General features: G+C 68.5%; 24 protein-coding genes and 1 pseudogene. 16 read left to right on the plus strand and 9 right to left on the minus strand.

The annotated features are described in order from the left end of the window. Positions 1-77: 77 nt before the first annotated feature. Positions 78-1,037: an NAD(P)H-dependent flavin oxidoreductase gene (locus HWX08_RS33385; protein WP_069257734.1), complete on the plus strand. Its 960-nt coding sequence runs from the start codon at positions 78-80 to the stop codon at positions 1,035-1,037. A gap of 115 nt (positions 1,038-1,152) precedes the next feature. Here HWX08_RS33385 and HWX08_RS33390 read toward each other — a convergent pair whose 3' ends face one another. The 3 genes from HWX08_RS33390 to HWX08_RS33400 form a co-directional block, all read right to left on the minus strand. Then, complete coding sequence (locus tag HWX08_RS33390; protein WP_069257735.1) at positions 1,153-2,115, minus strand: LysR family transcriptional regulator; 963 nt, start codon at positions 2,113-2,115, stop codon at positions 1,153-1,155. 179 nt (positions 2,116-2,294) lie between these two features. Beyond that, on the minus strand, positions 2,295-3,371 hold the full coding sequence (locus HWX08_RS33395; protein ID WP_069257736.1) for a porin: 1,077 nt from the start codon (positions 3,369-3,371) through the stop codon (positions 2,295-2,297). Between the two features lie 345 nt (positions 3,372-3,716). Continuing rightward, the gene (locus HWX08_RS33400) at positions 3,717-4,199 is read right to left on the minus strand and encodes a peptide-binding protein (RefSeq protein WP_174922385.1); all 483 of its coding nucleotides are present in this window, start codon (positions 4,197-4,199) and stop codon (positions 3,717-3,719) included. Positions 4,200-4,545: 346 nt separating this feature from the next. Here HWX08_RS33400 and HWX08_RS33405 point away from each other — a divergent pair, with 346 nt between their 5' ends. The 6 genes from HWX08_RS33405 to HWX08_RS33430 all read left to right on the plus strand — a co-directional run bounded on the left by HWX08_RS33405 (position 4,546) and on the right by HWX08_RS33430 (position 11,857). Then, entirely contained in the window at positions 4,546-5,577 is a 1,032-nt protein-coding gene (locus HWX08_RS33405) for a bile acid:sodium symporter family protein (RefSeq protein ID WP_069257738.1), read from the plus strand. Positions 5,578-6,044: 467 nt separating this feature from the next. Further along, positions 6,045-7,883 carry an EAL domain-containing protein gene (locus HWX08_RS33410; RefSeq protein ID WP_069258086.1) on the plus strand — a complete coding sequence of 613 codons (1,839 nt, stop codon included), beginning with the start codon at positions 6,045-6,047 and terminating at the stop codon, positions 7,881-7,883. Positions 7,884-8,334: 451 nt separating this feature from the next. After that, complete coding sequence (locus HWX08_RS33415; RefSeq protein ID WP_039355370.1) at positions 8,335-9,354, plus strand: LacI family DNA-binding transcriptional regulator; 1,020 nt, start codon at positions 8,335-8,337, stop codon at positions 9,352-9,354. Further along, the gene (locus tag HWX08_RS33420; protein ID WP_069257739.1) at positions 9,351-10,631 is read left to right on the plus strand and encodes an AGE family epimerase/isomerase; all 1,281 of its coding nucleotides are present in this window, start codon (positions 9,351-9,353) and stop codon (positions 10,629-10,631) included. The genes HWX08_RS33415 and HWX08_RS33420 overlap by 4 nt, the downstream gene beginning before the upstream one ends. Then, positions 10,628-11,536 (plus strand): carbohydrate kinase family protein, encoded by a 909-nt coding sequence (locus HWX08_RS33425; RefSeq protein ID WP_174922386.1) that lies wholly within the window; start codon positions 10,628-10,630, stop codon positions 11,534-11,536. The genes HWX08_RS33420 and HWX08_RS33425 overlap by 4 nt, the downstream gene beginning before the upstream one ends. Before the next feature lie 99 nt (positions 11,537-11,635). Beyond that, positions 11,636-11,857: a hypothetical protein gene (locus HWX08_RS33430; protein WP_069257741.1), complete on the plus strand. Its 222-nt coding sequence runs from the start codon at positions 11,636-11,638 to the stop codon at positions 11,855-11,857. Positions 11,858-11,897: 40 nt separating this feature from the next. Here the strand turns inward: HWX08_RS33430 and HWX08_RS33435 are convergent, their stop codons facing one another. Together HWX08_RS33435 and HWX08_RS33440 are read right to left on the minus strand one after the other, a co-directional pair. Continuing rightward, positions 11,898-12,092: a DUF2905 domain-containing protein gene (locus HWX08_RS33435; protein WP_006484654.1), complete on the minus strand. Its 195-nt coding sequence runs from the start codon at positions 12,090-12,092 to the stop codon at positions 11,898-11,900. An 11-nt stretch (positions 12,093-12,103) separates the two neighbouring features. Beyond that, positions 12,104-13,297 (minus strand): class I SAM-dependent methyltransferase, encoded by a 1,194-nt coding sequence (locus HWX08_RS33440; RefSeq protein WP_174922387.1) that lies wholly within the window; start codon positions 13,295-13,297, stop codon positions 12,104-12,106. A 13-nt stretch (positions 13,298-13,310) separates the two neighbouring features. Between HWX08_RS33440 and HWX08_RS33445 the strand changes: the two genes are divergently transcribed. The 8 genes and pseudogenes from HWX08_RS33445 (at position 13,311) to HWX08_RS33475 (ending at position 19,720) form a co-directional block, all read left to right on the plus strand. Next, complete coding sequence (locus tag HWX08_RS33445) at positions 13,311-14,054, plus strand: SDR family oxidoreductase (RefSeq protein ID WP_175807141.1); 744 nt, start codon at positions 13,311-13,313, stop codon at positions 14,052-14,054. A 75-nt stretch (positions 14,055-14,129) separates the two neighbouring features. Then, positions 14,130-14,534, plus strand: coding sequence for a dihydroneopterin aldolase (locus HWX08_RS33450; protein WP_059521150.1), 405 nt, complete (start codon positions 14,130-14,132; stop codon positions 14,532-14,534). Then, positions 14,531-15,526, plus strand: coding sequence for a tRNA 2-thiocytidine(32) synthetase TtcA (gene ttcA / locus HWX08_RS33455; RefSeq protein ID WP_069257744.1), 996 nt, complete (start codon positions 14,531-14,533; stop codon positions 15,524-15,526). Before HWX08_RS33450 ends, ttcA begins: the two co-directional genes overlap by 4 nt. A 134-nt stretch (positions 15,527-15,660) precedes the next feature. After that, positions 15,661-17,022, plus strand: a complete 1,362-nt coding sequence (gene glmU / locus HWX08_RS33460) for a bifunctional UDP-N-acetylglucosamine diphosphorylase/glucosamine-1-phosphate N-acetyltransferase GlmU (protein WP_069257745.1) — start codon at positions 15,661-15,663, stop codon at positions 17,020-17,022. A 54-nt stretch (positions 17,023-17,076) separates the two neighbouring features. Beyond that, on the plus strand, positions 17,077-18,894 hold the full coding sequence (glmS, locus tag HWX08_RS33465) for a glutamine--fructose-6-phosphate transaminase (isomerizing) (protein ID WP_069257746.1): 1,818 nt from the start codon (positions 17,077-17,079) through the stop codon (positions 18,892-18,894). Positions 18,895-18,924: 30 nt separating this feature from the next. Then, a pseudogene (locus HWX08_RS34535) lies at positions 18,925-18,990 on the plus strand (helix-turn-helix domain-containing protein); the annotation flags it as partial. A gap of 47 nt (positions 18,991-19,037) precedes the next feature. Next, entirely contained in the window at positions 19,038-19,502 is a 465-nt protein-coding gene (locus HWX08_RS33470) for a hypothetical protein (protein ID WP_174923167.1), read from the plus strand. Then, the gene (locus tag HWX08_RS33475; protein ID WP_021162109.1) at positions 19,502-19,720 is read left to right on the plus strand and encodes a hypothetical protein; all 219 of its coding nucleotides are present in this window, start codon (positions 19,502-19,504) and stop codon (positions 19,718-19,720) included. Before HWX08_RS33470 ends, HWX08_RS33475 begins: the two co-directional genes overlap by 1 nt. 135 nt (positions 19,721-19,855) lie before the next feature. Here HWX08_RS33475 and HWX08_RS33480 read toward each other — a convergent pair whose 3' ends face one another. Both HWX08_RS33480 and HWX08_RS33485 read right to left on the minus strand, forming a co-directional pair. After that, the gene (locus HWX08_RS33480) at positions 19,856-20,692 is read right to left on the minus strand and encodes an FTR1 family iron permease (RefSeq protein ID WP_174923165.1); all 837 of its coding nucleotides are present in this window, start codon (positions 20,690-20,692) and stop codon (positions 19,856-19,858) included. A 12-nt stretch (positions 20,693-20,704) separates the two neighbouring features. After that, a complete protein-coding gene (locus HWX08_RS33485; protein ID WP_107314464.1) occupies positions 20,705-21,037 on the minus strand; it encodes a cupredoxin domain-containing protein in 333 nt (110 codons plus the stop codon). A gap of 348 nt (positions 21,038-21,385) precedes the next feature. Here HWX08_RS33485 and HWX08_RS33490 point away from each other — a divergent pair, with 348 nt between their 5' ends. After that, complete coding sequence (locus tag HWX08_RS33490) at positions 21,386-21,586, plus strand: heavy-metal-associated domain-containing protein (protein WP_011353438.1); 201 nt, start codon at positions 21,386-21,388, stop codon at positions 21,584-21,586. Positions 21,587-21,654: 68 nt separating this feature from the next. Here the strand turns inward: HWX08_RS33490 and HWX08_RS33495 are convergent, their stop codons facing one another. Continuing rightward, positions 21,655-23,145, minus strand: a complete 1,491-nt coding sequence (locus tag HWX08_RS33495; protein WP_069257752.1) for an aldehyde dehydrogenase — start codon at positions 23,143-23,145, stop codon at positions 21,655-21,657. 97 nt (positions 23,146-23,242) lie between these two features. Beyond that, the gene (locus HWX08_RS33500; protein ID WP_069258087.1) at positions 23,243-23,794 is read right to left on the minus strand and encodes a cupin domain-containing protein; all 552 of its coding nucleotides are present in this window, start codon (positions 23,792-23,794) and stop codon (positions 23,243-23,245) included. Positions 23,795-24,062 lie beyond the last annotated feature (268 nt).

The following is a 24,062-nucleotide window of genomic DNA, read 5'->3' on the forward strand; positions in this document are numbered from 1 at the left end:
CTACACTCAAATTACCGTTCGACCGCAACGCAGGGTATCGGCGTCAGGGCGCCGCCCCTCGAGACTGGAGACATCACATGGCCTTGCCCGCTGTCCTGCAGAACCTGACGCTGCCCGTCATCGCGTCGCCGATGTTCATCGTCAGCTACCCCGAACTCGTGCTCGCGCAATGCAAGGCGGGCATCGTCGGTTCGTTCCCCGCACTCAACGCCCGCCCGGCCGAACTGCTCGACGAGTGGCTCACGCAGATCCAGGCCGAGCTTGCCGACCACAAGGCGAAGCACCCGGACGCGGTGATCGGCCCGATCGCGGTCAACCAGATCGTCCATCAGTCGAATGCGCGGCTCGAGCACGACGTGCGCGTGTGCGTCGAGCACAAGGTGCCGATCTTCATCACGAGCCTGCGCGCACCGGCGCGCGAGATCGTCGACGCGGTGCACAGCTACGGCGGCATCGTGCTGCACGACGTGATCAACCTGCGCCATGCGCAGAAGGCGCTCGAAGCCGGCGTCGACGGGCTGATCCTCGTCGCGGCCGGCGCCGGCGGCCACGCGGGCACGACGTCGCCGTTCGCGCTCGTCGGCGAAGTGCGCAAGGTGTTCGACGGCCCGATCGTGCTGTCCGGCTCGATCGCGAACGGCGGCTCGATCCTCGCCGCGCAGGCGATGGGCGCCGACTTCGCATACATGGGCACGCGCTTCATCGCGACGCAGGAAGCGCACGCGATCGACGACTACAAGCACGCGATCGTGAACGCGAAATCGTCGGACATCATCTACACGAACCTCTTCACCGGCGTGCACGGCAACTACATCCGCGAGAGCATCGAGAAGGCCGGCCTCGATCCGGACGCGCTGCCGGAATCCGACAAGACCAAGATGAATTTCGGCAGCGACAAGACGAAGGCGTGGAAGGACATCTGGGGTGCCGGCCAGGGTGTCGGCCTGATGGACGACCTGCCGAGCGTCAGCGCGCTGGTCGAGCGCCTGAAGCGCGAGTACGACGACGCGAAGGCGCGACTCGGCATTCCGCGCTGACGGCGGCGGCGGCCATCGCGGCCGCCGGCACCGCGCATGCCGTCGGACATAAAAAAACGCGAACCGCAGCGGTTCGCGTTTTTTTCATCGTCCCGCCGCGGCGGGAACGGCACGCTCACACCGCGCGCTTCATCCGCGTGATCGGCAGCACGCGCAGGCGCGATTCGATCGACGGGCACAGCGACTGCCCTTCGAAACGCGCGGCCAGGAAGTCGACGAACGAACGCACCTTCGCGGACACGTGACGACGGCTCGCATAGACCGCATAGATCGGCGCCTCGTGCGGCGGCACCGCATCGAGCAGCACCGGCACGAGCCGGCCGGACTCGATGTCGTCGCCGACCACCTCGGTGCCGAGCAGCGCGATACCCGCGCCCGCGAGCACGGCTGCACGCAGCCCCTCGAGGTGATTCACGATCAGGTTGCCGTTCAGGTTCACGCGCGACGCGGCGGCCGCGTCGATCACCAGCGCGTCGAGCATCGTCGAATTCGAGTCGCGCCGCAGGTAGTTGTGATGCGCGAGATCGGCGATCGTCGCGGGCGTGCCGTGCTTTTCGAGATACTCGGGCGACGCGACCAGCAGGATGTGCGCGGTCGCGATCTGCCGCGCGACCAGCGACGACGATTTCAATCCGTTCGGCGCCGCGCGCACCGCGACGTCGTAGCCCTCCTCGATCAGGTCGACCACGCGATCGGACAACGTCATGTCGACGATCACGTCCGGGAACCGACCCGCATAGTCGGTGACGGCCTGCATCACGTGGCGCAATCCGAACGCGGACAGCGACGTCACGCGCAGCCTGCCTTGCGGCACCACGCTCGCGGCGCCGACGGCCTGCCCGGCTTCGTCGAGTTCCGACAGCGCCTGCACGAGGCGCTCATAGTATTCGCGTCCGGCCTCGGTAGGGGCGACGCGTCGTGTCGTGCGATGCAGCAGCCGCGCACCGAGCTGCTGCTCGAGATGCATCACGTGCTTGCTCGCCATCGCAGCCGACATCTGCATGCGTTCGGCCGCGCCGACGAAGCTGCCCACTTCGACGACGTAGCGAAACACATTCATGCTGACGAGGGTATCCATCGAACTAGCTCGTAATGACGGGGAATGGTCCAATTACGAGATAGGGTAGCAAAGGCGAGGAAACAGAAAGGTCAAGAAAGGCAAAACGGCGCCGCGGGTGGCGGCGCCGTTGTGGCGGGAAATCATGCAGCCCGGCCGCGCTTTTCGCGCGCGGCCGGCGCGGCGCTCGCGCGTGCGCGTCAGAACTTCGCGCGGATACCGGCGCCGAACGTGTTGCCGGTCGACAGGCCGCTGATGTGATCGTTCATGTACGCAGCGTAGACGTCCGTGCGCTTGGACAGCGGATAGTCGTAGCCGACGGCCCACGTCTGGCGCGTCTGGTCGAGGCCACCCGCATCGCGCGAGTACGCGTACGACGCCATCGCGTTGCCGACGCCGAGCGGCACCGACACGCCGCCTTGCGCGGTGTTCACGTGCCAGCTGCCCGCGACCTGGTCGTTCTTCGTGTACATGTACTGGCCGAACAGCTTCACGTACTTCAGATCGTAGGTCGCGCCGACTTGCGCGATGCCCTGGCTCTTCATGCCGGCCACCAGCGCGCTCAGGTCACGCGGGCCGTTGTTGAAGTTCACGTACTGGTAGACCGCGGTCGCCGCGAACGGGCCGTTCGCGTAGTTGAACTGCGCGCTCCACTTCTTCGAGCCGTTGTCGCCGGCCTGGTTGCCGAGTGCGTACATCGCGCCGAAATTCAGGCCACCGAACGACGGCGACGTATACGACAGCGCGTTGTTCCAGCCCGAATCGCCCACCGCACCCTGATCGCTCGGGTAGGTCGGGAACGTGCCGAGGCCGAGGAACACGTGGTACACCATCGGCGAGAACGTGTACGAGTCGTAGAACGGGTTGAACAGGATCGTCGACAGGAACAGGTGCGTCGTCAGGCGCCCGGCCGTTACCGTGCCGTACGGCGAATCGATGCCGACGTACGCGTTGCGCGCGAAGAACGTGTCGCCCTGGAAGCGGCCGAACTGGCCGTTCTGTGCGCGGAAGAAGCTTTCCAGCGTGAAGATCGCCTTGTAGCCGTTGCCGAGATCCTCGGCGCCGTGCAGGCCCCAGTACGACGTCGACATCCCGCCGCCGCTCACGTTCCATGCACGGTCGCCGCCCGGGAACTTGGTGGCGCCGATCCATTCGTCGACCTGACCGTAGAGCGACACGCTCGATTGTGCATGGACGGGTGCGGCCGCGGCCACGCAGGCGGCCGCGGCGATCAGCTTGACGGACGTGCGCGACGCACGGCGAGCGAGTGCTTTCATGGGATCTCCAGGTTTTGTCGAATAGTCGATAGGTGGCGCGAGCGTTGTTGTTTGGAGCCGAGTGCTTGCGTCGTATGGGGCGCAGCCATCTTTACGGATCATTCGTCCGGTCAAAATTGCGCACGCTTATTGCGGGTATAGCGGCAGCATTAACTTCGCGGATTTGATCCATGGCCGGCTGCCCGCCGGCGGCCGCGCGTGCGCGCGGTCGCGCGGCAGGGCGGCGGCGTGGCGCACCCGAACCGGGCGCGAAAGATAGCGCAATGCAGCGGGAAAATCAGCGGAAATCTGTGCGCGACTGTGGCGAATTCGCATCAGCCGGCGGAGGGACGCGCGCGGGGGCGGTCAGTTTCGGTAGAACGGGGAGAAAAACGGCGAATGCGCAGGCTCTTCCTGCGAGCGGGGCGGCGGCATCGGACGGCCGCCGCGCTCCTCGTTGTAGCGCGCGACGTCGGCGCGGATCGAACCGGCGCGCAGCGGCACGTTGCCGCCGCCCGGCGGGCGCGGCATCTGGCGCGCGTCGGCACTGATCGGGCGATACGGGCTTTGCGCGGCGTAATGGCCGTACGACGGCGTCGGCCGCAGCCCCCAGCGGGAGCCGTAGCCGCTCACGCCGCCGGCACGGGCACCGGCGGGAGGTGCGACGTGGCGCCAGATGGGCAGGCCGCCTGCCGGCTGACCGTACGCGCGCATGTCGCCGCCACCGAAGCCGTGGCCGCCGAACCCATGACCGCCGTGGGGCGGCTGCGCGAGCGCGAGCGGCATCAGCAGCGCGCCGAGCACGCCTGCCACCCATCGTCCGATCTTCCGTTTCACCCGTTCCGTCATCGTTCAGTGCCTGTCCACGCCCGCCGCCGGCTCCTTTCGGCCGACCCAAGGCTTTCAGCAGTAATTTATGAGCGGGCCGAAAGCGTGTCGAGCCAAAAAGTGTTATGTCGCCGGCATCGGTGTAACACCATGTTACTGCTAGGTTTTTTCACTTCGACGCCCGCCCCGGACGGAACATTCTTCTGCCGATTTGCGCGTACCGGGGCCGATGTCGTGGCCGTTTTTTCATGCCACCGATTCATCAATCGATTCACACAATGAATTTGTGTAGTGAATCGCCAACCGGGACAATGGCGCCATCCGCGCGCGCGACGCGCGCCTCCGTCGTTTTCGAATCGAGTTCCCGATGGCCCGTCCCCGTTTTCTTCCCGACAACTTCACGCTCGCGCTCGTCGGCACCGTCGTGCTCGCGAGCTTCCTCCCCTGCCGCGGCCCGGCCGCCCACGCGTTCAACTGGGCGACCAACATCGCCGTCGGCCTGCTGTTCTTCCTGCACGGCGCGAAGCTGTCGCGCGAAGCCGTCGTCGCGGGCGCGACCCACTGGCGGCTGCACGCGGTCGTGCTGCTCAGCACGTTCGCGCTGTTCCCGCTGCTCGGCCTCGCGCTGAAACCCGTGCTGCAGCCGCTCGTCACGCCAACGCTATATGCGGGCGTGCTGTTCCTGTGCACGCTGCCGTCGACGGTGCAGTCGTCGATCGCGTTCACGTCGATCGCGAAGGGCAACGTGCCGGCCGCCGTGTGCGCGGCCTCCGCGTCGAGCCTGCTCGGAATCTTCGTCACGCCGGCGCTCGTCGGGCTGATGATCACGTCGCAGTCGGCCGCCGCCGCGTCGCCGTGGAGCACCGTCGGCAGCATCGTGATGCAGTTGCTCGTGCCGTTCATCGCGGGCCAGTTGCTGCGGCCCGTGATCGGCGGCTGGATCGACCGCAATCGCGGCGTGCTGCGCTTCGTCGACCAGGGCTCGATCCTGCTGGTCGTCTACGTCGCGTTCAGCGAGGCCGTCAACGAGGGCCTGTGGCACCAGATCCCGCCGCGCGCGCTCGGCGGCCTGCTCGTGGTGAACCTCGTGCTGCTCGCGATCGCGCTGTTGCTGACCGCGTTCGTCAGCAAGCGGCTCGGCTTCAACCGCGCCGACCAGATCACGATCATCTTCTGCGGATCGAAGAAGAGCCTCGCGGCCGGCGTGCCGATGGCGAAGGTGATCTTCTCGGCGAACGCGGTCGGCGCGATCGTGCTGCCGCTGATGCTGTTCCACCAGATCCAGCTGATGGCGTGCGCGGCGCTCGCGCAGCGCTGGGGCGCGCGCGACATGAGCGGCGAACACGACGAGGGCGACGCGGCACGGGCGTCCGGCGCGTTGAACGCCGGCAAGCGCTGACGATCGGCGGGCGCCGGGACGGCCGCCGCGGGTGGCGCTGTCCTGGCGGTCGTGCTGTTCGCCGTTTTGCCTCCTGCCTTTCCGCAGCACCGCCTCCCGCCTCCCGCTTCCCGCTTCCCCGCTTCCCCGCTTCCCCGCTTCCCCGCTTCCCCGCTTTCTCGCTTTCTCGCTTTCTCGCTTTCTCGCCTTCCCGCCTTCCCGCCTTCCCGCCGTTCCGCCTTCCCGCCTTCTCGCCTTCCCGCCTTCTCGCTTTCCCGCTTTCCCGCTTTCCCGCTTTCCCGCTTTCCCGCCGTTCCGCCTCCTACCTTCGCGCTTTCCCTTCCCGCCGCCCCGCTCTTCCGGCTGAGCCACCACGCATATCCGCCGCGATGCACCAGCAGCGCCCGTCGCGTCACGAAATCTTCATTCAATTCTCCGCCGGCGGTGCCGTTATGTCGGTCGTCCCGTCGATTCGGCTGCCCTCGCCCATGCCCCCGCCTCCCTCCGACTCCGCTGCCGCCAGCACCTCGCGCCTGATCGCGGATCGCGCGCTCGCCGCCGTCTTCCAGCCGATCGTCGATCTCGGGTCGGGGACCGTCGTCGGCTACGAAGGCCTGATACGCGGCCCGCGCGGCACCGACCTCGAACTGCCCGCCGCGCTGTTCGCGCAGGCCGCCCGCGAAGGCGAGACCATCGCGCTCGAACAGGCCGCCGCACGCACCTGCCTCGACGCGTTCGCGGCGCTCGGCTGCGACGGCAAGCTGTTCCTCAATTTCAGCGCGGGCACGATCCTGCAGCTCGCGCGCGAACGCGAGCGAGCGCGCCTGCTGCTGGGCCGCGCGCGGGTCGGCGCCGAGCGCATCGTGATCGAGCTGACCGAGCAGAACGCGTCGACGGACATCGCCCACATCGGGCCGGCGGTCGCGTCGCTGCGCGACGCCGGCATCCAGTTCGCGCTCGACGACTACGGCACCGCGAACGCGAGCATGAACCTGTGGCTGCGCCTGCACCCGGACGTCGTGAAGATCGACCGCTTCTTCATCCACGACATCGCCCGCGACCCGCTGAAGTTCGAAGCCGTGAAGGCGATGCAGCACTTTGCGCAGGCGAGCGGCGCGCAACTGATCGCCGAAGGCATCGAGAACGAGTGCGACCTGATCGTCGTGCGCGACATGGGCATCTGCTGCGTGCAGGGCTTCCTGCTCGGCCGGCCGAACGCGCAGCCGTCGCCGGTCGTCGCGCCGGCCGCGCGCGACGCGATCCGCGCGCCGCACATCGCGGTGTTTCCGGGCGCGACGCGCACCGTGCGGCCGGCCGGCACGATCGCCGCGAAGATGCTCGTGCCCGCGCCGGCGCTGCCGCGCGACGCGACCAGCAACGACGTGCTCGACCTGTTCAACCGGATGCCCGACCTCCACGCGGTCGCGCTCGTCGAACGCGGGCGGCCCGTCGCGCTCGTGAATCGCCGCGGCTTCATCGACCGCTTCGCGCTGCCGTACCACCGCGAGGTATTCGGGAAGAAGCCGTGCCTGCAGTTCGCGAACGACGCGCCGCTGATGATCGACAACGCGACGACGTTCGAGCAGCTCGCGATGCTGCTCGCGAGCCACGACCAGCGCTATCTCGCGGACGGCTTCGTGATCACCGAACACGGCCGCTACGTCGGGCTCGGCACCGGCGAGAGCCTCGTGCGCGCGGTGACCGAGATGCGCATCGAGGCCGCGCGCTACGCGAATCCGCTGACGTTCCTGCCCGGCAACATCCCGATCAGCGCGCACATCGACCGCCTGCTCCAGCGCGACGCCGGCTTTCATGCGTGCTACGTCGACCTGAACCAGTTCAAGCCGTTCAACGACCAGTACGGCTACTGGCAGGGCGACGAGGTGCTGAAGTTCGCCGCGACGGTGCTGGCCGGCGTGTGCGATCCGCAGCGCGACTTTCTCGGGCACGTCGGCGGCGACGATTTCCTCGTGCTGTTCCAGCGCGCCGACTGGCGCGAACGCGCCGCCGACGCGATCGCGCGCTTCAACGACGGTGCGCGGCTCTTCTACACGCAGGCCGACCGGCAGGCAGGCGGGCTGCGCGGCGAGGACCGCCACGGCAACCCGGCGTTCTTCGGCTTCGTGACGATGGCGATCGGCGTGGTCGGCGTGCCGGCCGGCGCGCACGGCGCCAAGCGCTACGGCAGCGACGAAATCGCGTCGGTTGCCGCGCTCGCGAAGCGGCGCGCGAAGCAGCAGCCGGACGGGCTCGCGGTCGTCGATCTCGATGCGGGCCGCGCCGCGCTGCGCGATCGCGGCGAACCGCCGGCCGTCGCGATACGCTGAACGGTGGGCAGTGGGCGGTGGGCGGACATGGCGGCGCTCCTTGTAGCGGCGGTGCGCCTTCGCACGTCACGGGGCCGGGCCGTTCATTGTGCCCCGGGCTTCTCGGCTTCTCGGCTTCTCGGGCACGCGCCCTCTCGCGCTCCCGGACTCCCGGTTTCCCTGCTTCCGGGACGCCCGGTTTCCCTGCTTCCCCGCGCCCCGCGCAAACCATCGGACATGCTGCGCAATCGCGTTGCCCCCGCCCGCTTACCGCCCCCTTCACCTTCGCCACACACCCTCAACCCAACCTTGCCTTTTTCGCGTTTTGTTTAGTATTTTTAGTAACGGCGTTTTCGCAGATTAGCGCTTAAAAACCCCGAATTTGCGGGTATTCCCCGCCTATCCGGCCCGAATTCCGCGATGTGTTTTACTATACAATCGCTTTCACCCTAAACAAACCGGATCCCGAACGATGGGTACCACCATTCGCGATGTGGCGCGGGCGGCAGAGGTCTCGATCGGCACCGTCTCCCGCGCGCTGAAAAACCAGCCGGGCCTGTCCGAAGCCACGCGTGCGCGCATCGTCGAGATCGCGCAGCGGCTCGGCTACGATCCCGCGCAACTGCGGCCGCGCATCCGCCGGCTCACCTTCCTGCTGCACCGCCAGCACAACCGCTTTCCGGCCAGCCCGTTCTTCTCGCACGTGCTGCACGGCGTCGAGGACGCGTGCCGCGAGCGCGGTATCGTGCCGACGCTGCTCACGGTCGGGCCGAACGACGACGTGCTGCGCCAGATGCGCCCGCACGCGCCCGACGCGATCGCGGTGGCCGGCTTCATCGAGCCGGAAACGATCGAGGCGCTCGCCGCGACCGGCCGGCCGCTCGTGCTGATCGACCTGTGGGCGCCCGGGCTGCGCTCGGTCAACATCGACAACGCGACGGGCGCGGCGCTCGCGATGCGCCATCTGCTCGCCACCGGCCGCACGCGGATCGCGTTCATCGGCGGCTCGCCCGCGCACTACAGCATCGCGCAGCGCGCGATCGGCTACCGGCGCGCGTTCTTCGAGGCCGGGCGGCTGTTCGATCCCGCCTACGAAGTAACGATCGACGCGGGGCTCGACCCCGACACGGGCGCCGCGCGTGCGATGGAGCAGCTGCTCGACGCGCCGGGCCCGCGCCCGGAAGCCGTGTTCGCATACAACGACGCGGCCGCGCTCGCCGCGCAGCGCGTGTGCACCGCGCGTGGGCTTCGCATTCCCGACGACATCGCGATCGTCGGCTTCGACAACATCCCGGCCGCCGCGCACGCGAGCCCGCCGCTCACGACGCTCGCGGTCGACAAGGAGGCGCTCGGCCGCCGCGGCGTCGAGCTGCTGCTCGCGGAAGCGCCCGAGCGCACCGAGATTTCCCTGCCCGTCGAGCTGATCGTGCGGGCCAGCAGCCAGCCCGCCGGCTCCCCGGCACTCGATACCGCAACGGTCACCGAATCATGAACATGCCCCCGGTCCAACCCTGCACGGCCGCGCCGGCCGCCCACACGCAAGCCGCGCCGTTCGTCGCGAGCTTCCGCGATCCGTCGTTCCTGCTGTCGCACATCGAGGACACGCTGCGCTTCTACGCAACGAATGCGTTCGACCCGACGGGCGGCTTCCATCACTACTTCCGCGACGACGGCAGCATCTACAACCGCACGTCGCGCCACCTGGTCAGCAGCTGTAGGTTCGTCTTCAACTACGCGATGGCGTACCGGCATTTCGGCGACCCGCGTCACCTAGACTACGCACGCCACGGGCTGCGCTTCCTGCGCGACGCGCACTGGGACGATGAACTGCAAGGCTACGACTGGGAACTCGACTGGCGCGACGGCGCGAAGCACGCGACGCTCGACGGCTCGCGCCACTGCTACGGGCTCGCGTTCGTGCTGCTCGCGGCCGCGCACGCGACGATGGCCGGCATCGACGAGGCGCGCCCGCTGATCGCCGCCACCTACGAACTCGCCGAGCACCGCTTCTGGGATGCGGCCGCGGGCCTCTATGCGGACGACGCGACGCCGAACTGGAACGTGTCGTCGTACCGCGGCCAGAACGCCAACATGCACATGACGGAGGCGCTGCTCGCGGCGTACGAGGCGACCGGCCACCTCACCTACCTCGATCGCGCGGAAAAGCTCGCGACCCACGTCACGCAGCGCCAGGCCGCGCTGTCGGGCGGGCTCGTGTGGGAGCACTACCACGCGGACTGGTCGGTCGACTGGGACTACAACAAGGAAGACAGTTCGAACATCTTCCGCCCGTGGGGCTTCCAGCCCGGCCACCAGACCGAGTGGGCGAAGCTGCTGCTGATCCTCGAGCGGCACCGCCCGCTCGACTGGCTCGTGCCGCGCGCGGCCGAACTGTTCGACGCCGCGCTCGCGCACGCGTGGGACGCCGATCACGGCGGGCTGTACTACGGCTTCGGCCCCGATTTCACGATCTGCGACCACAACAAGTATTTCTGGGTGCAGGCGGAAACCTTCGCGGCCGCCGCGATGCTCGGCGCGCGCACCGGCAGCGAGCGTTTCTGGGACTGGTACGACGAAATCTGGCGCTACAGCTGGGCGCACTTCGTCGATCACCGCTACGGCGCCTGGTACCGCATCCTTACCTGCGACAACCGCAAGTACAGCGACGAGAAGAGCCCGGCCGGCAAGACCGACTACCACACGATGGGCGCGTGCTACGACGTGCTGTCGACCCTCGCGCGTATGCAGCGCAGCGAGCCGACGCAATGAGCGGCGGCACGTTTCCGGCTTTCGTGTCGGCGGGCGACATCCTGACCGACATGGTGCGCGCGGGCGACGCGCAATGGACGTCGGTGCCGGGCGGCGCCGGCTGGAACGTCGCGCGCGCGGTCGCGCGGCTCGGCATGCCGAGCGCGCTCGCGGGCGCGATCGGCGAAGACTGCTTCTCCGACGTGCTGTGGCGCACGAGCGAAGCGGCCGGGCTGGACCTGCGCTTCCTGCAGCGCGTCGCGCGGCCGCCGCTGCTCGCGATCGTCCACGAGACGCAACCGCCCGCGTACTTCTTCATCGGCGAAGCGAGCGCCGATCTCGCGTTCGATCCGGCGCGGCTGCCGGCCGGCTGGACCGACCACGTGAAATGGGCGCATTTCGGCTGCATCAGCCTCGTGCGCGAACCGCTCGCCGGCACGCTGGCCGCGCTCGCGGGCGAGCTGCACGCGCGCGGCGTGAAGATCAGCTTCGACCCGAACGTGCGCAACCTGATGACGGCCGCGTACCGGCCGACACTGGAGAAAATGGCCGCGCTGGCCGATCTGATCAAGGTGTCCGACGAGGACCTGCGGCACCTGTTCGGCGGCGACGGCCCCGACGCGATCGACGCGGTCCGTGCGCTGAACCCGCGCGCGGCGGTGCTCGTCACGCGCGGCGCGCAGGCGGCGACGCTCTACGCGGACGGCGACGTGCATGAAGCCCGCCCGCCGCGCGTCGAGGTGGCCGACACCGTCGGCGCGGGCGATGCGTCGATCGGCGGCCTGCTGTTCAGCCTGATGGCCGCGCCGCAGCGGTCGTGGCGCGAGCATCTCGTGTTCGCGCTCGCGGCGGGCGCCGCGGCGTGCCGGCATACGGGCGCGCACGCGCCGACGCTCGACGAGGTCGTCGCGCTGATCGAACGATGACGGAAAGGCGGTGACCGGCCCCGTTCGGTCACCGATTCGCCGCGCTGTACATGCTGCGCCGCAGTGCTACGATGAAGTGTCCTTTTGCAGGAGAGCACGATGGACACCAACACGTTCACGAAGGGTATCTACACGGCCAAGGCGCATACCCAGCAAGCGGGCAACGGGCAGTTCCAGGGTTACGTGATCCTCTCGCGGGACGACGGCGACGACACCGAGAACACGCGCTACGACGTCCACTCGACGAGCCCCAGCGAGGAAGAAGCGTTCGACGAGGCGAAGGCGCTCGCCCACCGGATTCTCGGCGAAATCGAGCTGTAGCGCGCGCCGCACCGGATGCGCGCCGGCGCGTCGGCGCGGCTCAGAGCAGCCGCGCCACCATCGACACCAGCATCGTCAGCACCAGCGTCGACATGAACGGGAACGGGTAGCGCCGCCCGCCGAGCGTCAGCGTGACGTCGCCCGGCATCCGCCCGATGCCGAGCTTGCCGAGCCACGGCCAGCAGCGCGTCAGGATCATCACCGCGACGAACGACGCCATCAGCCAGCGCAGCATGCCGGCTCCCGTCAGAGCGCGTGCGAGCGGTCGCCGCGCGCGAACGCGTCGAGCGTGCCGTCGATGCCGCGCGAAAACGCGATCACCTTGAACAGCTCGCCCATCTCGGCTTCCGAGATCAGCTTCTGCACCGCGTTCGCGGCCGGCAGGAACGCGTGGAAGTCCGACGGATCGATCGCGGCCAGCGCGTCGGTGATGCCCGCGTTCAACAGGAAGCGCGCCTGCGACGTGTAGCCGAGCAGGTCGGCGCCGGTGGCGACGGCCGCCTCGTAGATGCCGGTGAATTCGACGTGCGCGGTGATGTCCTGCAGCCCCGGGTACAGGAACGGATCGTCGTGCGCGTGGTGGCGGTAGTGGCACATCAGCGTGCCGCGGTCGCGCTGCGGGTGGTAGTACTCGTGCGCGGGAAAGCCGTAGTCGACCAGCAGCACCGCACCGCGCCCGAGCATCGTGCACACGGTGCGGGTGAACGCAAGCGCGGCCTCGTGCGTTTCGGTCACGTAGCCGTCGTGCACATCGTCGAGCCCCGCGAGCACCGGCGGCAGACTGGCCGGCGCGGCCGGACGGTCGTCGAACACGAACGCGTGGCGCGCGTCGAGCGCGACGCCGCGCTCGTGCCACGCGCCGCCCGCCTTCGCGAACAGCCGCACCGGCATCGCGTCGAGCACCTCGTTGCCGACCACGACGCCGTCGAACCGCTCGGGCAGCGCGTCGAGCCAGCGCACCTTCGCGGCGAGCGCCGGGGCGGCGGCCGCGATCGTGTCGCGCTGCCGTTCGCGCAGCTCGCCGGACAAGTCGACGATCAGGTACGCGTCGAGTTCGACGCCGAGCGCGTCGAGCGCCGCGAGCAGCCCGGCCGCGAGCTTGCCCGTGCCGGCGCCGAATTCCATCACGCAACGCGTGCCGCTCGCCGCGAGCGCTTGCGCCACCGGTTGCGCCAAAGTTTGCGCGAACAGCGGCGACAACTCCGGTGCGGTGACGAAGTCGCTGCCGTCGTCGGCGCGGCGCCCGAACTTGCGCGCGCCGCCGCTGTAATAGCCGAGGCCGGGCGCATACAGCGCACGCTCCATGAAGCGATCGAACGGCAGCCAGCCGCCGGCCGCCGCGATCTCGTCGCGCAGTTGCGCGGCGAGGGTTTCGGACTGCGCGAGCGCGTCGGGGCCGGGAGCAGGTAAACTAGCGGGTTCGTGAGCTTTCGGGTTCATCCCGGCATTGTAAATGACCGTTTCAGCCGATACGTCGCCCCACCGCGTGGTGCTCGTCACGGGCGCCCTGGGCAGCGCGGCCGACGCCGCGTCGATCGGACGCGCGCTCGCGACGGGTTTCGCCCGGCGCGGCTGGGACGTCGCGCTGCAGCGCAGCCCCGGCGCGCCGCACGCGGCCGCCGATGCGCTCGTCGCCGAAGTCGCGGCGCTCGGCCGCCGCGCGGTCGTGCTCGACGCCGATCTGGCCCTGGAAGCCGACGCCGCCGCGCTCGTCGCCGCGTGCGGCACGGCGCTCGGCCGGCCCGCGTGCGCGGTGTTCGTGAGCGCCAGCGCGGGCGCCGACGATGCCCACACGGTGGACGGCGCGGCGCTCGCCGGCGCACTCGCGCGCAACGTGACGGCGCCGCTCGCGCTGGCCCGCGCGCTCGCCGATGCGACGCCCGACGCCGCGCGCGAGCACGAAGCGCTGCGCGCCTGTGCGATCCACGTGCTCGACCAGGCGCTGTTTCACCCAGCGCCGGCGCAGTTGTCGCACGCGCTGATGCAGGCCGCGCTGAACCGCGCGACGTCGGCGCTCGCGCTCGCGCTCGCGCCGAAGGTGCGGGTGGCGGCGCTGGTGCGCGGCCACGCGCCGCACGCGGACGACATCGCGGCGGCCGCCTGCTATCTCGCGAGCGCGCCCGGCGTCACGGGCGCGACGCTGACCGTCGACGGCGGCGAGCACCTCGTGCCGCCCGCCGCCGGCCCGAATGAATGAACTGCGCGGCTCGCGCGGCCTGACGCCGCCGCCCGCCGCTTTGCGTGTGCGCACGCCAATTTGACTGGGACGACCATGTTTTCCGCTCTCCTGCACCCCCGCCTCGCGGATTGCCGCAGGCTCTACCTGCGCGACTACGAAGTGCACATCAACATCGGTGCGTTCGAACACGAGAAGCGCGGCGAGCAGCGCGTCGTCATCAACGTCGACCTGTTCGTGCCGCTCGCGCTGTCCACGCCCGTCGACGACCGGCTGCACGAAGTCGTCGACTACGACCTGATGAAGCAGAGCGTCGCGCAATGCGTGGCGCGCGGCCACATCCACCTGCAGGAAACGCTGTGCGACGCGATCGCCGCGCACCTGCTGGCGCACGACGCCGTGCGCGCGGTACGCGTCTGTACCGAAAAACCGGACGCTTATCCGGACTGCGACGCCGTCGGCGTCGAAGTCTTTCGCATCAAGGACGAGGAGCGCGCATGAACGCCCCCCACATGAACGACACGGCGGCCGCTGCCGCCACCCCGGACACCCCCGCCGCCCCGGCCGGCCGCCCGGCGCTCACGCGCCGCGAGCAGAAGGACGCGTACGAGAACAACAAGCTGTTCAAGCGGATCGTGCGCCAGGTCGGCCAGGCGATCGGCGACTTCAACATGATCGAGCAGGGCGACAAGGTGATGGTGTGCCTGTCCGGCGGCAAGGACAGCTATGCGATGCTCGACGTGCTACTGCGCCTGCGCGAGCGCGCGCCGATCGATTTCGACATCGTCGCGGTGAACCTCGACCAGAAGCAGCCGGGCTTCCCCGAGCACGTGCTGCCGGAATATCTGAAGCAGGTCGGCGTGCCGTTCCACATCGAGAACCAGGACACCTACAGCATCGTCAAGCGGCTCGTGCCCGAGGGCAAGACCACCTGCTCGCTGTGCTCGCGGCTGCGCCGCGGGATCCTGTACCGCGTGGCCGGCGAGCTCGGCGCGACCAAGATCGCGCTCGGCCATCACCGCGACGACATCGTGCAGACGCTGCTGCTCAACATGTTCTACGGCGGCAAGCTGAAAGGGATGCCGCCGAAGCTGCAGTCGGACGACGGCAAGAACATCGTGATCCGGCCGCTCGCGTACGTGAAGGAGACCGATCTCGAGAAATACGCGGAGCTGCGCGAATTTCCGATCATCCCGTGCAACCTGTGCGGCAGCCAGCCGAACCTGAAGCGCGCCGAAATGAAGGCGCTGATCCGCGAATGGGACAAGCGCTTCCCGGGCCGCGTCGACAACATGTTCAACGCGCTCGCGAAAGTCGTGCCGTCGCACCTGATGGACACGACGCTGTACCCGTTCCAGTCGCTGCGCGCGAGCGGCGTTGCCGACCCGCAGGGCGACATCGCATTCGACGAGGAACCGTGCGCGTCGGGCGACGACACCGCGGCGCCGGGCGGCGCGAAACCGATCTCGATCGTCCAGTTCGACGACCTGTAAGCAGGGCCGGAACGCTTGCCGGATCGGGGCCGCAAGCCCCCTTTCCGGCACTGTCGCCCCGCCGCGACAGGCCCGGAACGCCGGGGGCCGCATGCTAAAATGACCGGCTTCGAACTCCTCTTACAGCTGGCGCCATGAATATCGTGATTTTGGCGGCAGGCACCGGCAAGCGCATGCGTTCCGCGCTGCCGAAAGTGCTTCATCCCCTGGCCGGCAGGCCGCTCCTCTCCCACGTCATCGACACCGCGCGCACGCTGCAGCCGTCCCGGCTCGTCGTCGTCGTGGGTCACGGCGCCGAGCAGGTCCAGGCCGCCGTCGCCGCGCCCGACGTCCAGTTCGCGGTGCAGGCCGAGCAGCTCGGCACCGGCCATGCGGTGCGCCAGGCGCTGCCGCTCCTCGATCCCGCGCAACCGACGCTCGTGCTGTACGGCGACGTGCCGCTCACGCGCGCGTCCACGCTGCAGCGCCTCGTCGATGCGGCGCGCGACGGCCGCTACGGGATTCTGACCGTCACGCTCGACGATCCGACCGGTTACGGCCGCATCGTGCGCGACGCGGCCGGCTTCGTCACGCGCATCGTCGAACAGAAGGACGCGTCGCCCGAACAGCTGAAGATCGCCGAAATCAACACCGGCATCATCGTCACGCCCACCGCCCAGTTGTCGATGTGGCTCGGCGCGCTGAAGAACGAGAACGCGCAGGGCGAGTACTACCTGACCGACGTCGTCGAACTCGCGATCGAGGCCGGTTTCGAGGTCGTCACCGCGCAGCCCGACGACGAATGGGAAACGCTCGGCGTGAACAGCAAGGCGCAGCTCGCCGAGCTCGAACGCATCCACCAGCGCACGATCGCCGACGCGCTGCTCGTCGACGGCGTCACGCTCGCCGACCCGGCGCGCGTCGACGTGCGCGGCACGCTGCGCTGCGGCCGCGACGTATCGATCGACGTGAACTGCGTGTTCGAGGGCAACGTGACGCTCGCCGACAACGTGACGATCGGCGCGAACTGCGTGATCCGCAACGCGTCGATCGGCGCGGGCACGCGCATCGACGCGTTCTCGCACATCGACGGCGCCGAGCTCGGCGCGCACACGGTGATCGGCCCGTACGCGCGGTTGCGCCCCGGCGCGCGGCTCGCGGACGAAGCGCACGTCGGCAACTTCGTCGAGGTGAAGAACGCGGTGATCGGCCACGGCTCGAAGGCGAACCACCTCACGTACATCGGCGACGCCGACATCGGCGCGCGCGTGAACATCGGCGCGGGCACGATCACGTGCAATTACGACGGTGCGAACAAGTTCCGCACCGTGATCGAGGACGACGTGTTCGTCGGCTCCGACACGCAGCTCGTCGCGCCGGTGCGCGTGGGCCGCGGCGTGACGATCGCGGCCGGCACGACGATCTGGAAGGACGTGGCCGACGGCCTGCTCGCGTTGAACGAGAAGACCCAGACCGCGAAGAGCGGCTACGTCCGACCGGTCAAGAAGAAAAGCTGAACCCCTTGCGGGCGCCCGGCGGCGTCCGCGTCGACTTACAGGACTGACTCATTCATGTGCGGCATTGTCGGCGCAGTTGCGCAGCGTAATATCGTTCCGGTGCTGATCGAAGGATTGCGGCGCCTCGAATACCGTGGCTACGACTCGTGCGGCGTCGCCGTGCTCGAGCCGGGCGCACCGAAGCGCGCGCGCAGCGTCGCGCGCGTCGCCGATCTCGACGCGCAGGTACGCGAGTCGCACCTCGAAGGCACCACCGGCGTTGCGCACACGCGCTGGGCGACGCACGGCGCGCCCGTCACGCACAACGCGCACCCGATCTTCTCGTCGAACGCGCTTGCGCTCGTGCACAACGGCATCATCGAGAACTTCGAATCGCTGCGCGAAGCGCTGCGCGCGAAGGGCTACGAATTCGTATCGCAGACCGACACGGAGGTGATCGCGCACCTCGTGCACAGCCTGTATCGCGGCAATCTGTTCGACGCGGTGCGCGAAGCGGTCGGCCAGCTGCACGGCGCGTATGCGATCGCCGTGATCCACAAGGACCAGCCGCACACCGTCGTCGGTGCGCGCCAGGGTTCGCCGCTCGTGGTCGGCCACGGCGACGGCGAGAACTTCCTCGCGTCCGACGCCCTCGCGCTCGCCGGCAGCACCGACCGCTTCACGTTCCTCGAGGAAGGCGACGTGTGCGAGCTGTCGCTCGACGGCGTGAAGATCGTCGACCGCCACGGCGCGCTCGCGCAGCGCGAAATCCGCGTGGTCAGCGCGTACGGCGGCGCAGTCGAGCTTGGGCCCTATCGCCACTTCATGCAGAAGGAAATCTTCGAGCAGCCGCGCGCGATCAGCGACACCGTGCCGCAAACCGAAGCGTTCGACGCGACGCTGTTCGGCGACGCCGCACCCGCCGCGTTCGCGGCCATCGACAGCCTGCTGATCCTCGCGTGCGGCACGAGCTACTACTCGGGCCTCACCGCGAAGTACTGGCTCGAATCGATCGCGAAGATCCCGACGCAGGTCGAAATCGCGAGCGAATACCGCTACCGCGAATCGGTGCCGAACCCGCGCCAGCTCGTGCTGGTAATCTCGCAGTCTGGCGAGACGGCCGATACGCTCGCGGCGCTCAAGCACGCGCAGTCGCTCGGCCACACGCATACGCTGGCCGTGTGCAACGTCGCGACGAGCGCGATGGTGCGCCTCACCGAAATGCAGTTCCTGACGCACGCGGGCACCGAAATCGGCGTCGCGTCGACGAAGGCGTTCACGACACAGCTCGTCGCGCTGTTCGTGCTCGCCGCAACGCTCGGCAAGCTGCGCGGGCACGTCGACGCCGCGCAGGAAGCGCAATTCCTGAAGGAGCTGCGCCACCTGCCGGCCGCGCTGAACAGCGTGCTCGCGCTGGAGCCGCAGATCATCGCGTGGTCGGAAGAATTCGCGCGCAAGGAAAACGCGCTGTTCCTCGGCCGCGGGCTGCACTACCCGATCGCGCTCGAAGGCGCGCTGAAGCTGAAGGAAATCTCGTACATCCATGCGGAAGCCTATCCGGCCGGCGAGCTGAAGCACGGGCCGCTCGCGCTCGTCACGGAAGCGATGCCGGTCGTCACGGTCGCGCCGAACGACACGCTGCTCGAGAAGCTGAAGTCGAACATGCAGGAAGTGCGCGCGCGCGGCGGCGAGCTGTACGTGTTCGCGGATGCCGACACGCAGATCGTCAACGACGACGGCCTGCACGTGATCCGGATGCCGGAGCATTACGGGCAACTGTCGCCGATCCTGCACGTGGTGCCGCTGCAACTGCTCGCGTACCACACCGCGTGCGCACGCGGCACCGACGTCGACAAGCCGCGCAACCTCGCGAAATCGGTGACGGTGGAGTAACGCCGGTCGCCGGGATGGCCCTGGCGGACTCGACCGAGCGGCATCGCGGCCCGGATGCTCCAGATCGTCGAGAAGCACGGGCTCGAGGTGTTCTCCTGCACGGCCGGCCGAACGCGGGCCGCAACGAATATGACGGAGAGACAATGGCAAGACTGATTGGATGCGGTTTGCTGGCGCTGACGTTCGCGTCGACGGGCTGGGCCGCCGAGCATTACGTCGAGGTCTGGAACCCGCCCGAGGCGCGGCAGCCGGCAGCCCGCACGCCGGACGCCCGGACTGCGCCTGCCGCTCGCACGGGCGCCGACGCGCGCGCCGCGAAGGGCGTGGAGAAACATGCGAATGCCACCGCGAAAGCCGCGGTGAAGCCGCACAAGCGCCGCGTCGCGCAGGCCGTGAAAGCCAGTTCGAATCGTCCGCCCGCGGCCGGGAAGCCGGCCGCCCCGCGCCCCGTCGCGCAGCCCGCACCGGGGCGCCTGACGGTGATGCAGCCGGCCGCGCCCGCTGCGCCGCACGCGCTCGACTACGCCGCCATCCCGCGGCAATACACGCCGGACGGCAACGTGCTGCAGGTCGGCACGCACGGCCGCTCCGCGGAGGTGACTCGATAATGGAAGCGCAAACCTACCACGGCTACCAGATCTGGGGCCACGCGATCCTGCAGCAGGACGAGATCCTGCAGCCGGAGCGCTTTGCGGCGAGCGGCACGATCACGCAGAACAACAAACTGGTGGAAGCGTCCGGCGTGCTCGGCGTGTTCGACACCGAGGACGACGCGCGCGAAGCCGGGCTCGAGTGGGCCCGCGCGTGGATCGACAGCCACCGCTGACCGCGTGGCCGCGTGCATCCGGCGTGCCGCCGCGCACGGGCGCTGGCTGCTGCGAACCGCAAACGAAAGAAGGGGCGTCCATGACGCCCCTTCTTTCGTTTTCAACCCGGCAACCCGGAACACTCGCCGGAACACTCACACGACAGGCCGCGGCGGCCTCACCGCCACGTGCGGACGACCGACGAGCCGCGTCAGCACGACGATCGCCACCAGCGTCGAGACGTACGCGGCGATCTGGATGCCCGCCGGCCGCGCCGTATAGCCGATCAGCGTATGCAGCGCCTTGCCGACGATGCTCGTCTCCTTCAGCAGCCACGACGTATCCCAGATCGTGTCGCCCCATGACGGTACGAGGCCAGCCGCCAGCAGGAAGCCGACGCACTGGCTCGCCATGCCGGCCGCCAGCAGCACGATCAGCCCGTTGGTGACGGAGAACAGGCGCTTCAGCGGAATCTGCAGCAGCCCCGCATACATCGCATAACCGAGCCCGGCGCCGCCGAGCACGCCGAGCAGCCCGCCGGCGATCATCTGCGGCGTCTGCCCGGGATCGCCCGCGGCGATGCCGTACAGGAACAGCACGGCCTCGGAGCCTTCGCGCAGCACCGCGACGCCGACCACGATCGCGAGCCCCGTCAGCGGCCGGCTGCCGGCCGCGACGGCCCGGCCGACTTCGCCCATGTGCTGCGCCATCTCGCGGCCGTGCCGGCTCATCCAGATGCAGTGCCAGGCCAGCATCAGCGTCGCGATGAACATCACGCCCGCGTTGAAGACTTCCTGCCCCATGCCGGACGCCCACTGCGAGATCACGTCGGCGAACGCCGCGATCAGGCCCGCGCCGATCACGCCGCCGACGAGCCCGCCGCCGACCCACCAGCCGCGCCGCGGCACGCCCTTCGTGGCGGCCATCACGATCGAGACGACCAGCGCGGCCTCGAGCACTTCACGGAACACAATCAGCGCGGTAGACAGCATGGCGGGATTCGCTTACTTGACGGTCAGGTGGGTCTTCGACTGCGCTTCGTGATACTCGTCGTGAAACTCGTAGGTGCCGGCCTTCAGCGGCCCGACCAGGATCTCGGCCGACTTGCCGGCAGGAATCACCTTCTCGGCCTTGAAGTCGTCGCTCTCGAATTCCGCGGGCGTCGCATCGAGGTTCTTCACGACGAACTTCACTTTCTTGCCGGCCGGAATCGTCACGCCATCGGGCGAAAACTTGTGGTCCTTCAGCGTCAGGTTGACGACGTCGTCGGCAGCGAATGCGGTGGCGGCCGACGCGCCCAGCAGGGCCACGGTGAAACCCAGTGCGAAACGGTTCATGTGCGTAACGAAATGAAATATCGAAGGGCACTGATAGTAAGATCGATTCGCATTTCCCTATCGCGTACCCTTACTTCCTTTATGGAGATAGCGCTGCACAAGTATGCGTCGAGCCTTGCCGGACAAGGCGCTCGTCTCCGGAAGCCGGCGGCGCGTCGGCGTCAATCGGGAAAGATTCCGACTGACGCGTGCGACGGCCTTCCGATTCGTCTGACGTCACGTCGGCAGGCGATCTCGCCGCGCCGAGGCGGCAATGCATGTGTCACGCTGCATGAATGCGCTTGACCTTCCCACCGTGGCAAGCTTCAAGCTGGCGGTATTCGTCAATCGTCCACTCAGGAGAACACGATGGAATTCGAAGTCCAGGACATGACCTGCGGCGGCTGCGCCAACGCCATCACGCGCGCGGTGACGGCCGCCGATCCCGCCGCGAAGCTCGACATCGACGTCGCCGCGAAGATCGTCAAGGTCGAATCGGCGCAAGGCGCCGAACGCGTGCAGTCGATCATCGAAGCCGCCGGCTTCCACCCGGCGCTGCGCGCCGCATAACGCGCGCACACGGCGAACCGCGGGCACGCCGCCGTACTTGCGGCGCCGTGCCCGCGCCCGATTGCGCGTCAGCGCAGCCGGATCAGCGTCGACTTCAGCTCGGTGTACTTCTCGAGCGCGTGCAGCGACTTGTCGCGGCCGTTGCCCGACTGCTTGTAGCCGCCGAACGGGAAGTTCATGTCGCCGCCTTCGTCGTAGCAGTTCACCCACACGGTGCCCGCCCGCAGCCGGCGCGACACGTCGTGCGCGGTCGTCAGGTCCGATGTCCACACGGCTGCCGCGAGCCCGTACTCGGTATCGTTCGCGATCCGCACGGCCTCGTCGACGTCGTCGAACACGATCACCGACAGCACGGGCCCGAAGATCTCCTCGCGCGCGATCTTCGCATCCGGCTTCACCTCGAACACCGTCGGCTCCACGTAGAAGCCGCCCGTTTCCTGCTTCACGCGCGCGCCGCCCGTGACGAGCGTGCCTTCGCTGCGCCCGGCCTCGATGTAGCCGAGCACGCGCTCGAGCTGGATGCCGTCGACGATCGCGCCCATCGACACCGACGGATCGAGCGGATTGCCGGGCACGTAGGCGCGCGCGGCCGCGACGAGCTTCTCGATGAACGCGTCCTTGATGTCGCGATGCACGAGCAGCCGGGAGCCTGCCGTGCACATCTCGCCCATGTTGTAGAAGATCGCGCCGGCCGCGGTCCGGGCCGCGCGGTCGAGATCGGGACAATCGGGCAGCACGATGTTCGGCGACTTGCCGCCGAGTTCGAGCCACGCGCGCTTCAGGTTCGACTGCGCGGCGTACTGCATGATCAGCTTGCCCACCGCCGTCGAGCCGGTAAACGCGATGCAGTCCACGTCGCGATGCAGCGCGAGCAGCTTGCCCGGTTCGCCCGCGCCCGGCACGACGTTGAACACGCCGGCCGGGATGCCGGCTTCGAACGCGAGCTGCGCGACACGAATCGCGGTGAGCGGCGACTTCTCCGACGGCTTCAGCACGACGCTGTTGCCGGCCGCGAGCGCCGGGCCGAATTTCCACGCGGCCATCAGGATCGGGAAGTTCCACGGCACGACGGCGGCGACCACGCCTACCGGCTCGCGCGTGACGAGCCCGACCAGATGATGATCGGCCGGCGCAACCTCGCCGCCCACCTTGTCGATCGCTTCCGCGAACCATTCGACGCAGTACGCGGCGCCCGGCACGTCGACCGTCGTCGTGTCGCCGATCGGCTTGCCCGCATCGAGCGTTTCGAGCAGCGACAGCTCGTCGAGATGCTCGCGCATCAGCGCGGCCCAGCGCAGCAGCACCGCCTTGCGCGCACGCGGGTCGAGCCCGGCCCACACGCCCGCGTCGAACGCGCGGCGCGCGGCGGCAACAGCCGCGTTCACGTCGGCTTCGCCGCAATCGGCGACCTTCGCGAGCACGCGGCCGTCGATCGGGCTCACGCAGTCGAACGTCTTGCCGCCGTGCGCGTCGCGCGACGCGCCGTCGATGAATGCGCGCCCTTCGATTGCGAGCGACGCCGCCTTGTCCTGCCAGTCAGCCAAAGTCAACTTGTTCATCAGGATGCCTCAGTTTTTGGGCATTCGCGATGCGACGCGCCGCTGCGCGTGACGCGCAGCCGGCCGGCAGCGAATGCAGTGACGCGCGGGGCGAAGCTCAGAAGGTCGCCGGCGAATTGGCCGACACGACCTCGCAGATCAGGTCCGCGCTGGGATTGCGAAAACGGTGCGGCAAACGGCTTTCGAAGTAGTAGCCGTCTCCGGGGTCGAGCAGCCACGTCGCGCCGTCGACGGTCAGCTCGAGCCGGCCCGACACGACGACACCGCCCTCGTGCCCCGCGTGCACGAGCATCTCGGGCCCCGTGTCGGCCTCCGGCTGGTAGATCTCGCGCAGGATGCACATGTTGCGGTCCTTCATGCTCGCGCCGACCAGATGAAACGCGAGCGTGTCGTTGCCGAGGTTCGGCATCTCGTCGCGACGCGATACGACCGAACGCGATTCGACGAGCTCGAATGTGAAGAACTCCGCGAGACTCATCGGGATGCATTCGAGCAGCTTCTTCAGCGAGCCGACCGACGGGCTCACGCGGCCCTGCTCGATCAGCGAGATCGTGCCGTTGGTCACGCCGGCCCGTTTCGCGAGTTCGCGCTGCGACAGGCCATGCTTGTTGCGCACGAAACGCAGGCGCTCGGCGACTTCGGTGGACATCGATTCGGTTTCGGACACGATAAGTGCGATGACAAAGTGAAACGACGCGGTGGACGACCGTTGAATATTCTAATCACTTTATGCCGCGCATCAGCGGGGAAAACCCTGAAAGGCGTTCGAAATAATGAACACCTCGCGGATTATTCCTTTTGCGAATCTTTTGTTCGCACTGCTCGGGAAAGCCCTGATGCAGCACTGTTAAAAAACATTTGACGCCGTTTTTGGCTCGTATATGCTGGCTCTCAGGTAAGCGTCATCCAGCATTCAT

This window comes from Burkholderia metallica (genome assembly GCF_902832845.1).
GTDB classification, from domain to species: Bacteria; Pseudomonadota; Gammaproteobacteria; order Burkholderiales; family Burkholderiaceae; genus Burkholderia; species Burkholderia metallica.

Excerpts from the sequence above, each read along its gene's own strand:
- HWX08_RS33440 (WP_174922387.1), bottom strand. The coding sequence starts at position 13,297 with ATGAACCCGAAAGCTCACGAACCCGCTAGTTTACCTGCTCCCGGCCCC.
- HWX08_RS33450 (WP_059521150.1), top strand. The coding sequence starts at position 14,130 with ATGTTTTCCGCTCTCCTGCACCCCCGCCTCGCGGATTGCCGCAGGCTC.
- HWX08_RS33425 (WP_174922386.1), top strand. The coding sequence starts at position 10,628 with ATGAGCGGCGGCACGTTTCCGGCTTTCGTGTCGGCGGGCGACATCCTG.
- HWX08_RS33400 (WP_174922385.1), bottom strand. The coding sequence starts at position 4,199 with ATGACGGAACGGGTGAAACGGAAGATCGGACGATGGGTGGCAGGCGTG.
- HWX08_RS33445 (WP_175807141.1), top strand. The coding sequence starts at position 13,311 with ATGACCGTTTCAGCCGATACGTCGCCCCACCGCGTGGTGCTCGTCACG.
- HWX08_RS33420 (WP_069257739.1), top strand. The coding sequence starts at position 9,351 with ATGAACATGCCCCCGGTCCAACCCTGCACGGCCGCGCCGGCCGCCCAC.
- HWX08_RS33415 (WP_039355370.1), top strand. The coding sequence starts at position 8,335 with ATGGGTACCACCATTCGCGATGTGGCGCGGGCGGCAGAGGTCTCGATC.
- HWX08_RS33385 (WP_069257734.1), top strand. The coding sequence starts at position 78 with ATGGCCTTGCCCGCTGTCCTGCAGAACCTGACGCTGCCCGTCATCGCG.
- HWX08_RS33435 (WP_006484654.1), bottom strand. The coding sequence starts at position 12,092 with ATGCTGCGCTGGCTGATGGCGTCGTTCGTCGCGGTGATGATCCTGACG.
- HWX08_RS33480 (WP_174923165.1), bottom strand. The coding sequence starts at position 20,692 with ATGCTGTCTACCGCGCTGATTGTGTTCCGTGAAGTGCTCGAGGCCGCG.
- HWX08_RS33395 (WP_069257736.1), bottom strand. The coding sequence starts at position 3,371 with ATGAAAGCACTCGCTCGCCGTGCGTCGCGCACGTCCGTCAAGCTGATC.
- glmS (WP_069257746.1), top strand. The coding sequence starts at position 17,077 with ATGTGCGGCATTGTCGGCGCAGTTGCGCAGCGTAATATCGTTCCGGTG.
- ttcA (WP_069257744.1), top strand. The coding sequence starts at position 14,531 with ATGAACGCCCCCCACATGAACGACACGGCGGCCGCTGCCGCCACCCCG.
- HWX08_RS33475 (WP_021162109.1), top strand. The coding sequence starts at position 19,502 with ATGGAAGCGCAAACCTACCACGGCTACCAGATCTGGGGCCACGCGATC.
- HWX08_RS33390 (WP_069257735.1), bottom strand. The coding sequence starts at position 2,115 with ATGGATACCCTCGTCAGCATGAATGTGTTTCGCTACGTCGTCGAAGTG.
- HWX08_RS33410 (WP_069258086.1), top strand. The coding sequence starts at position 6,045 with ATGCCCCCGCCTCCCTCCGACTCCGCTGCCGCCAGCACCTCGCGCCTG.
- HWX08_RS33485 (WP_107314464.1), bottom strand. The coding sequence starts at position 21,037 with ATGAACCGTTTCGCACTGGGTTTCACCGTGGCCCTGCTGGGCGCGTCG.
- HWX08_RS33430 (WP_069257741.1), top strand. The coding sequence starts at position 11,636 with ATGGACACCAACACGTTCACGAAGGGTATCTACACGGCCAAGGCGCAT.
- glmU (WP_069257745.1), top strand. The coding sequence starts at position 15,661 with ATGAATATCGTGATTTTGGCGGCAGGCACCGGCAAGCGCATGCGTTCC.
- HWX08_RS33405 (WP_069257738.1), top strand. The coding sequence starts at position 4,546 with ATGGCCCGTCCCCGTTTTCTTCCCGACAACTTCACGCTCGCGCTCGTC.
- HWX08_RS33500 (WP_069258087.1), bottom strand. The coding sequence starts at position 23,794 with ATGTCCACCGAAGTCGCCGAGCGCCTGCGTTTCGTGCGCAACAAGCAT.
- HWX08_RS33490 (WP_011353438.1), top strand. The coding sequence starts at position 21,386 with ATGGAATTCGAAGTCCAGGACATGACCTGCGGCGGCTGCGCCAACGCC.
- HWX08_RS33470 (WP_174923167.1), top strand. The coding sequence starts at position 19,038 with ATGGCAAGACTGATTGGATGCGGTTTGCTGGCGCTGACGTTCGCGTCG.
- HWX08_RS33495 (WP_069257752.1), bottom strand. The coding sequence starts at position 23,145 with ATGAACAAGTTGACTTTGGCTGACTGGCAGGACAAGGCGGCGTCGCTC.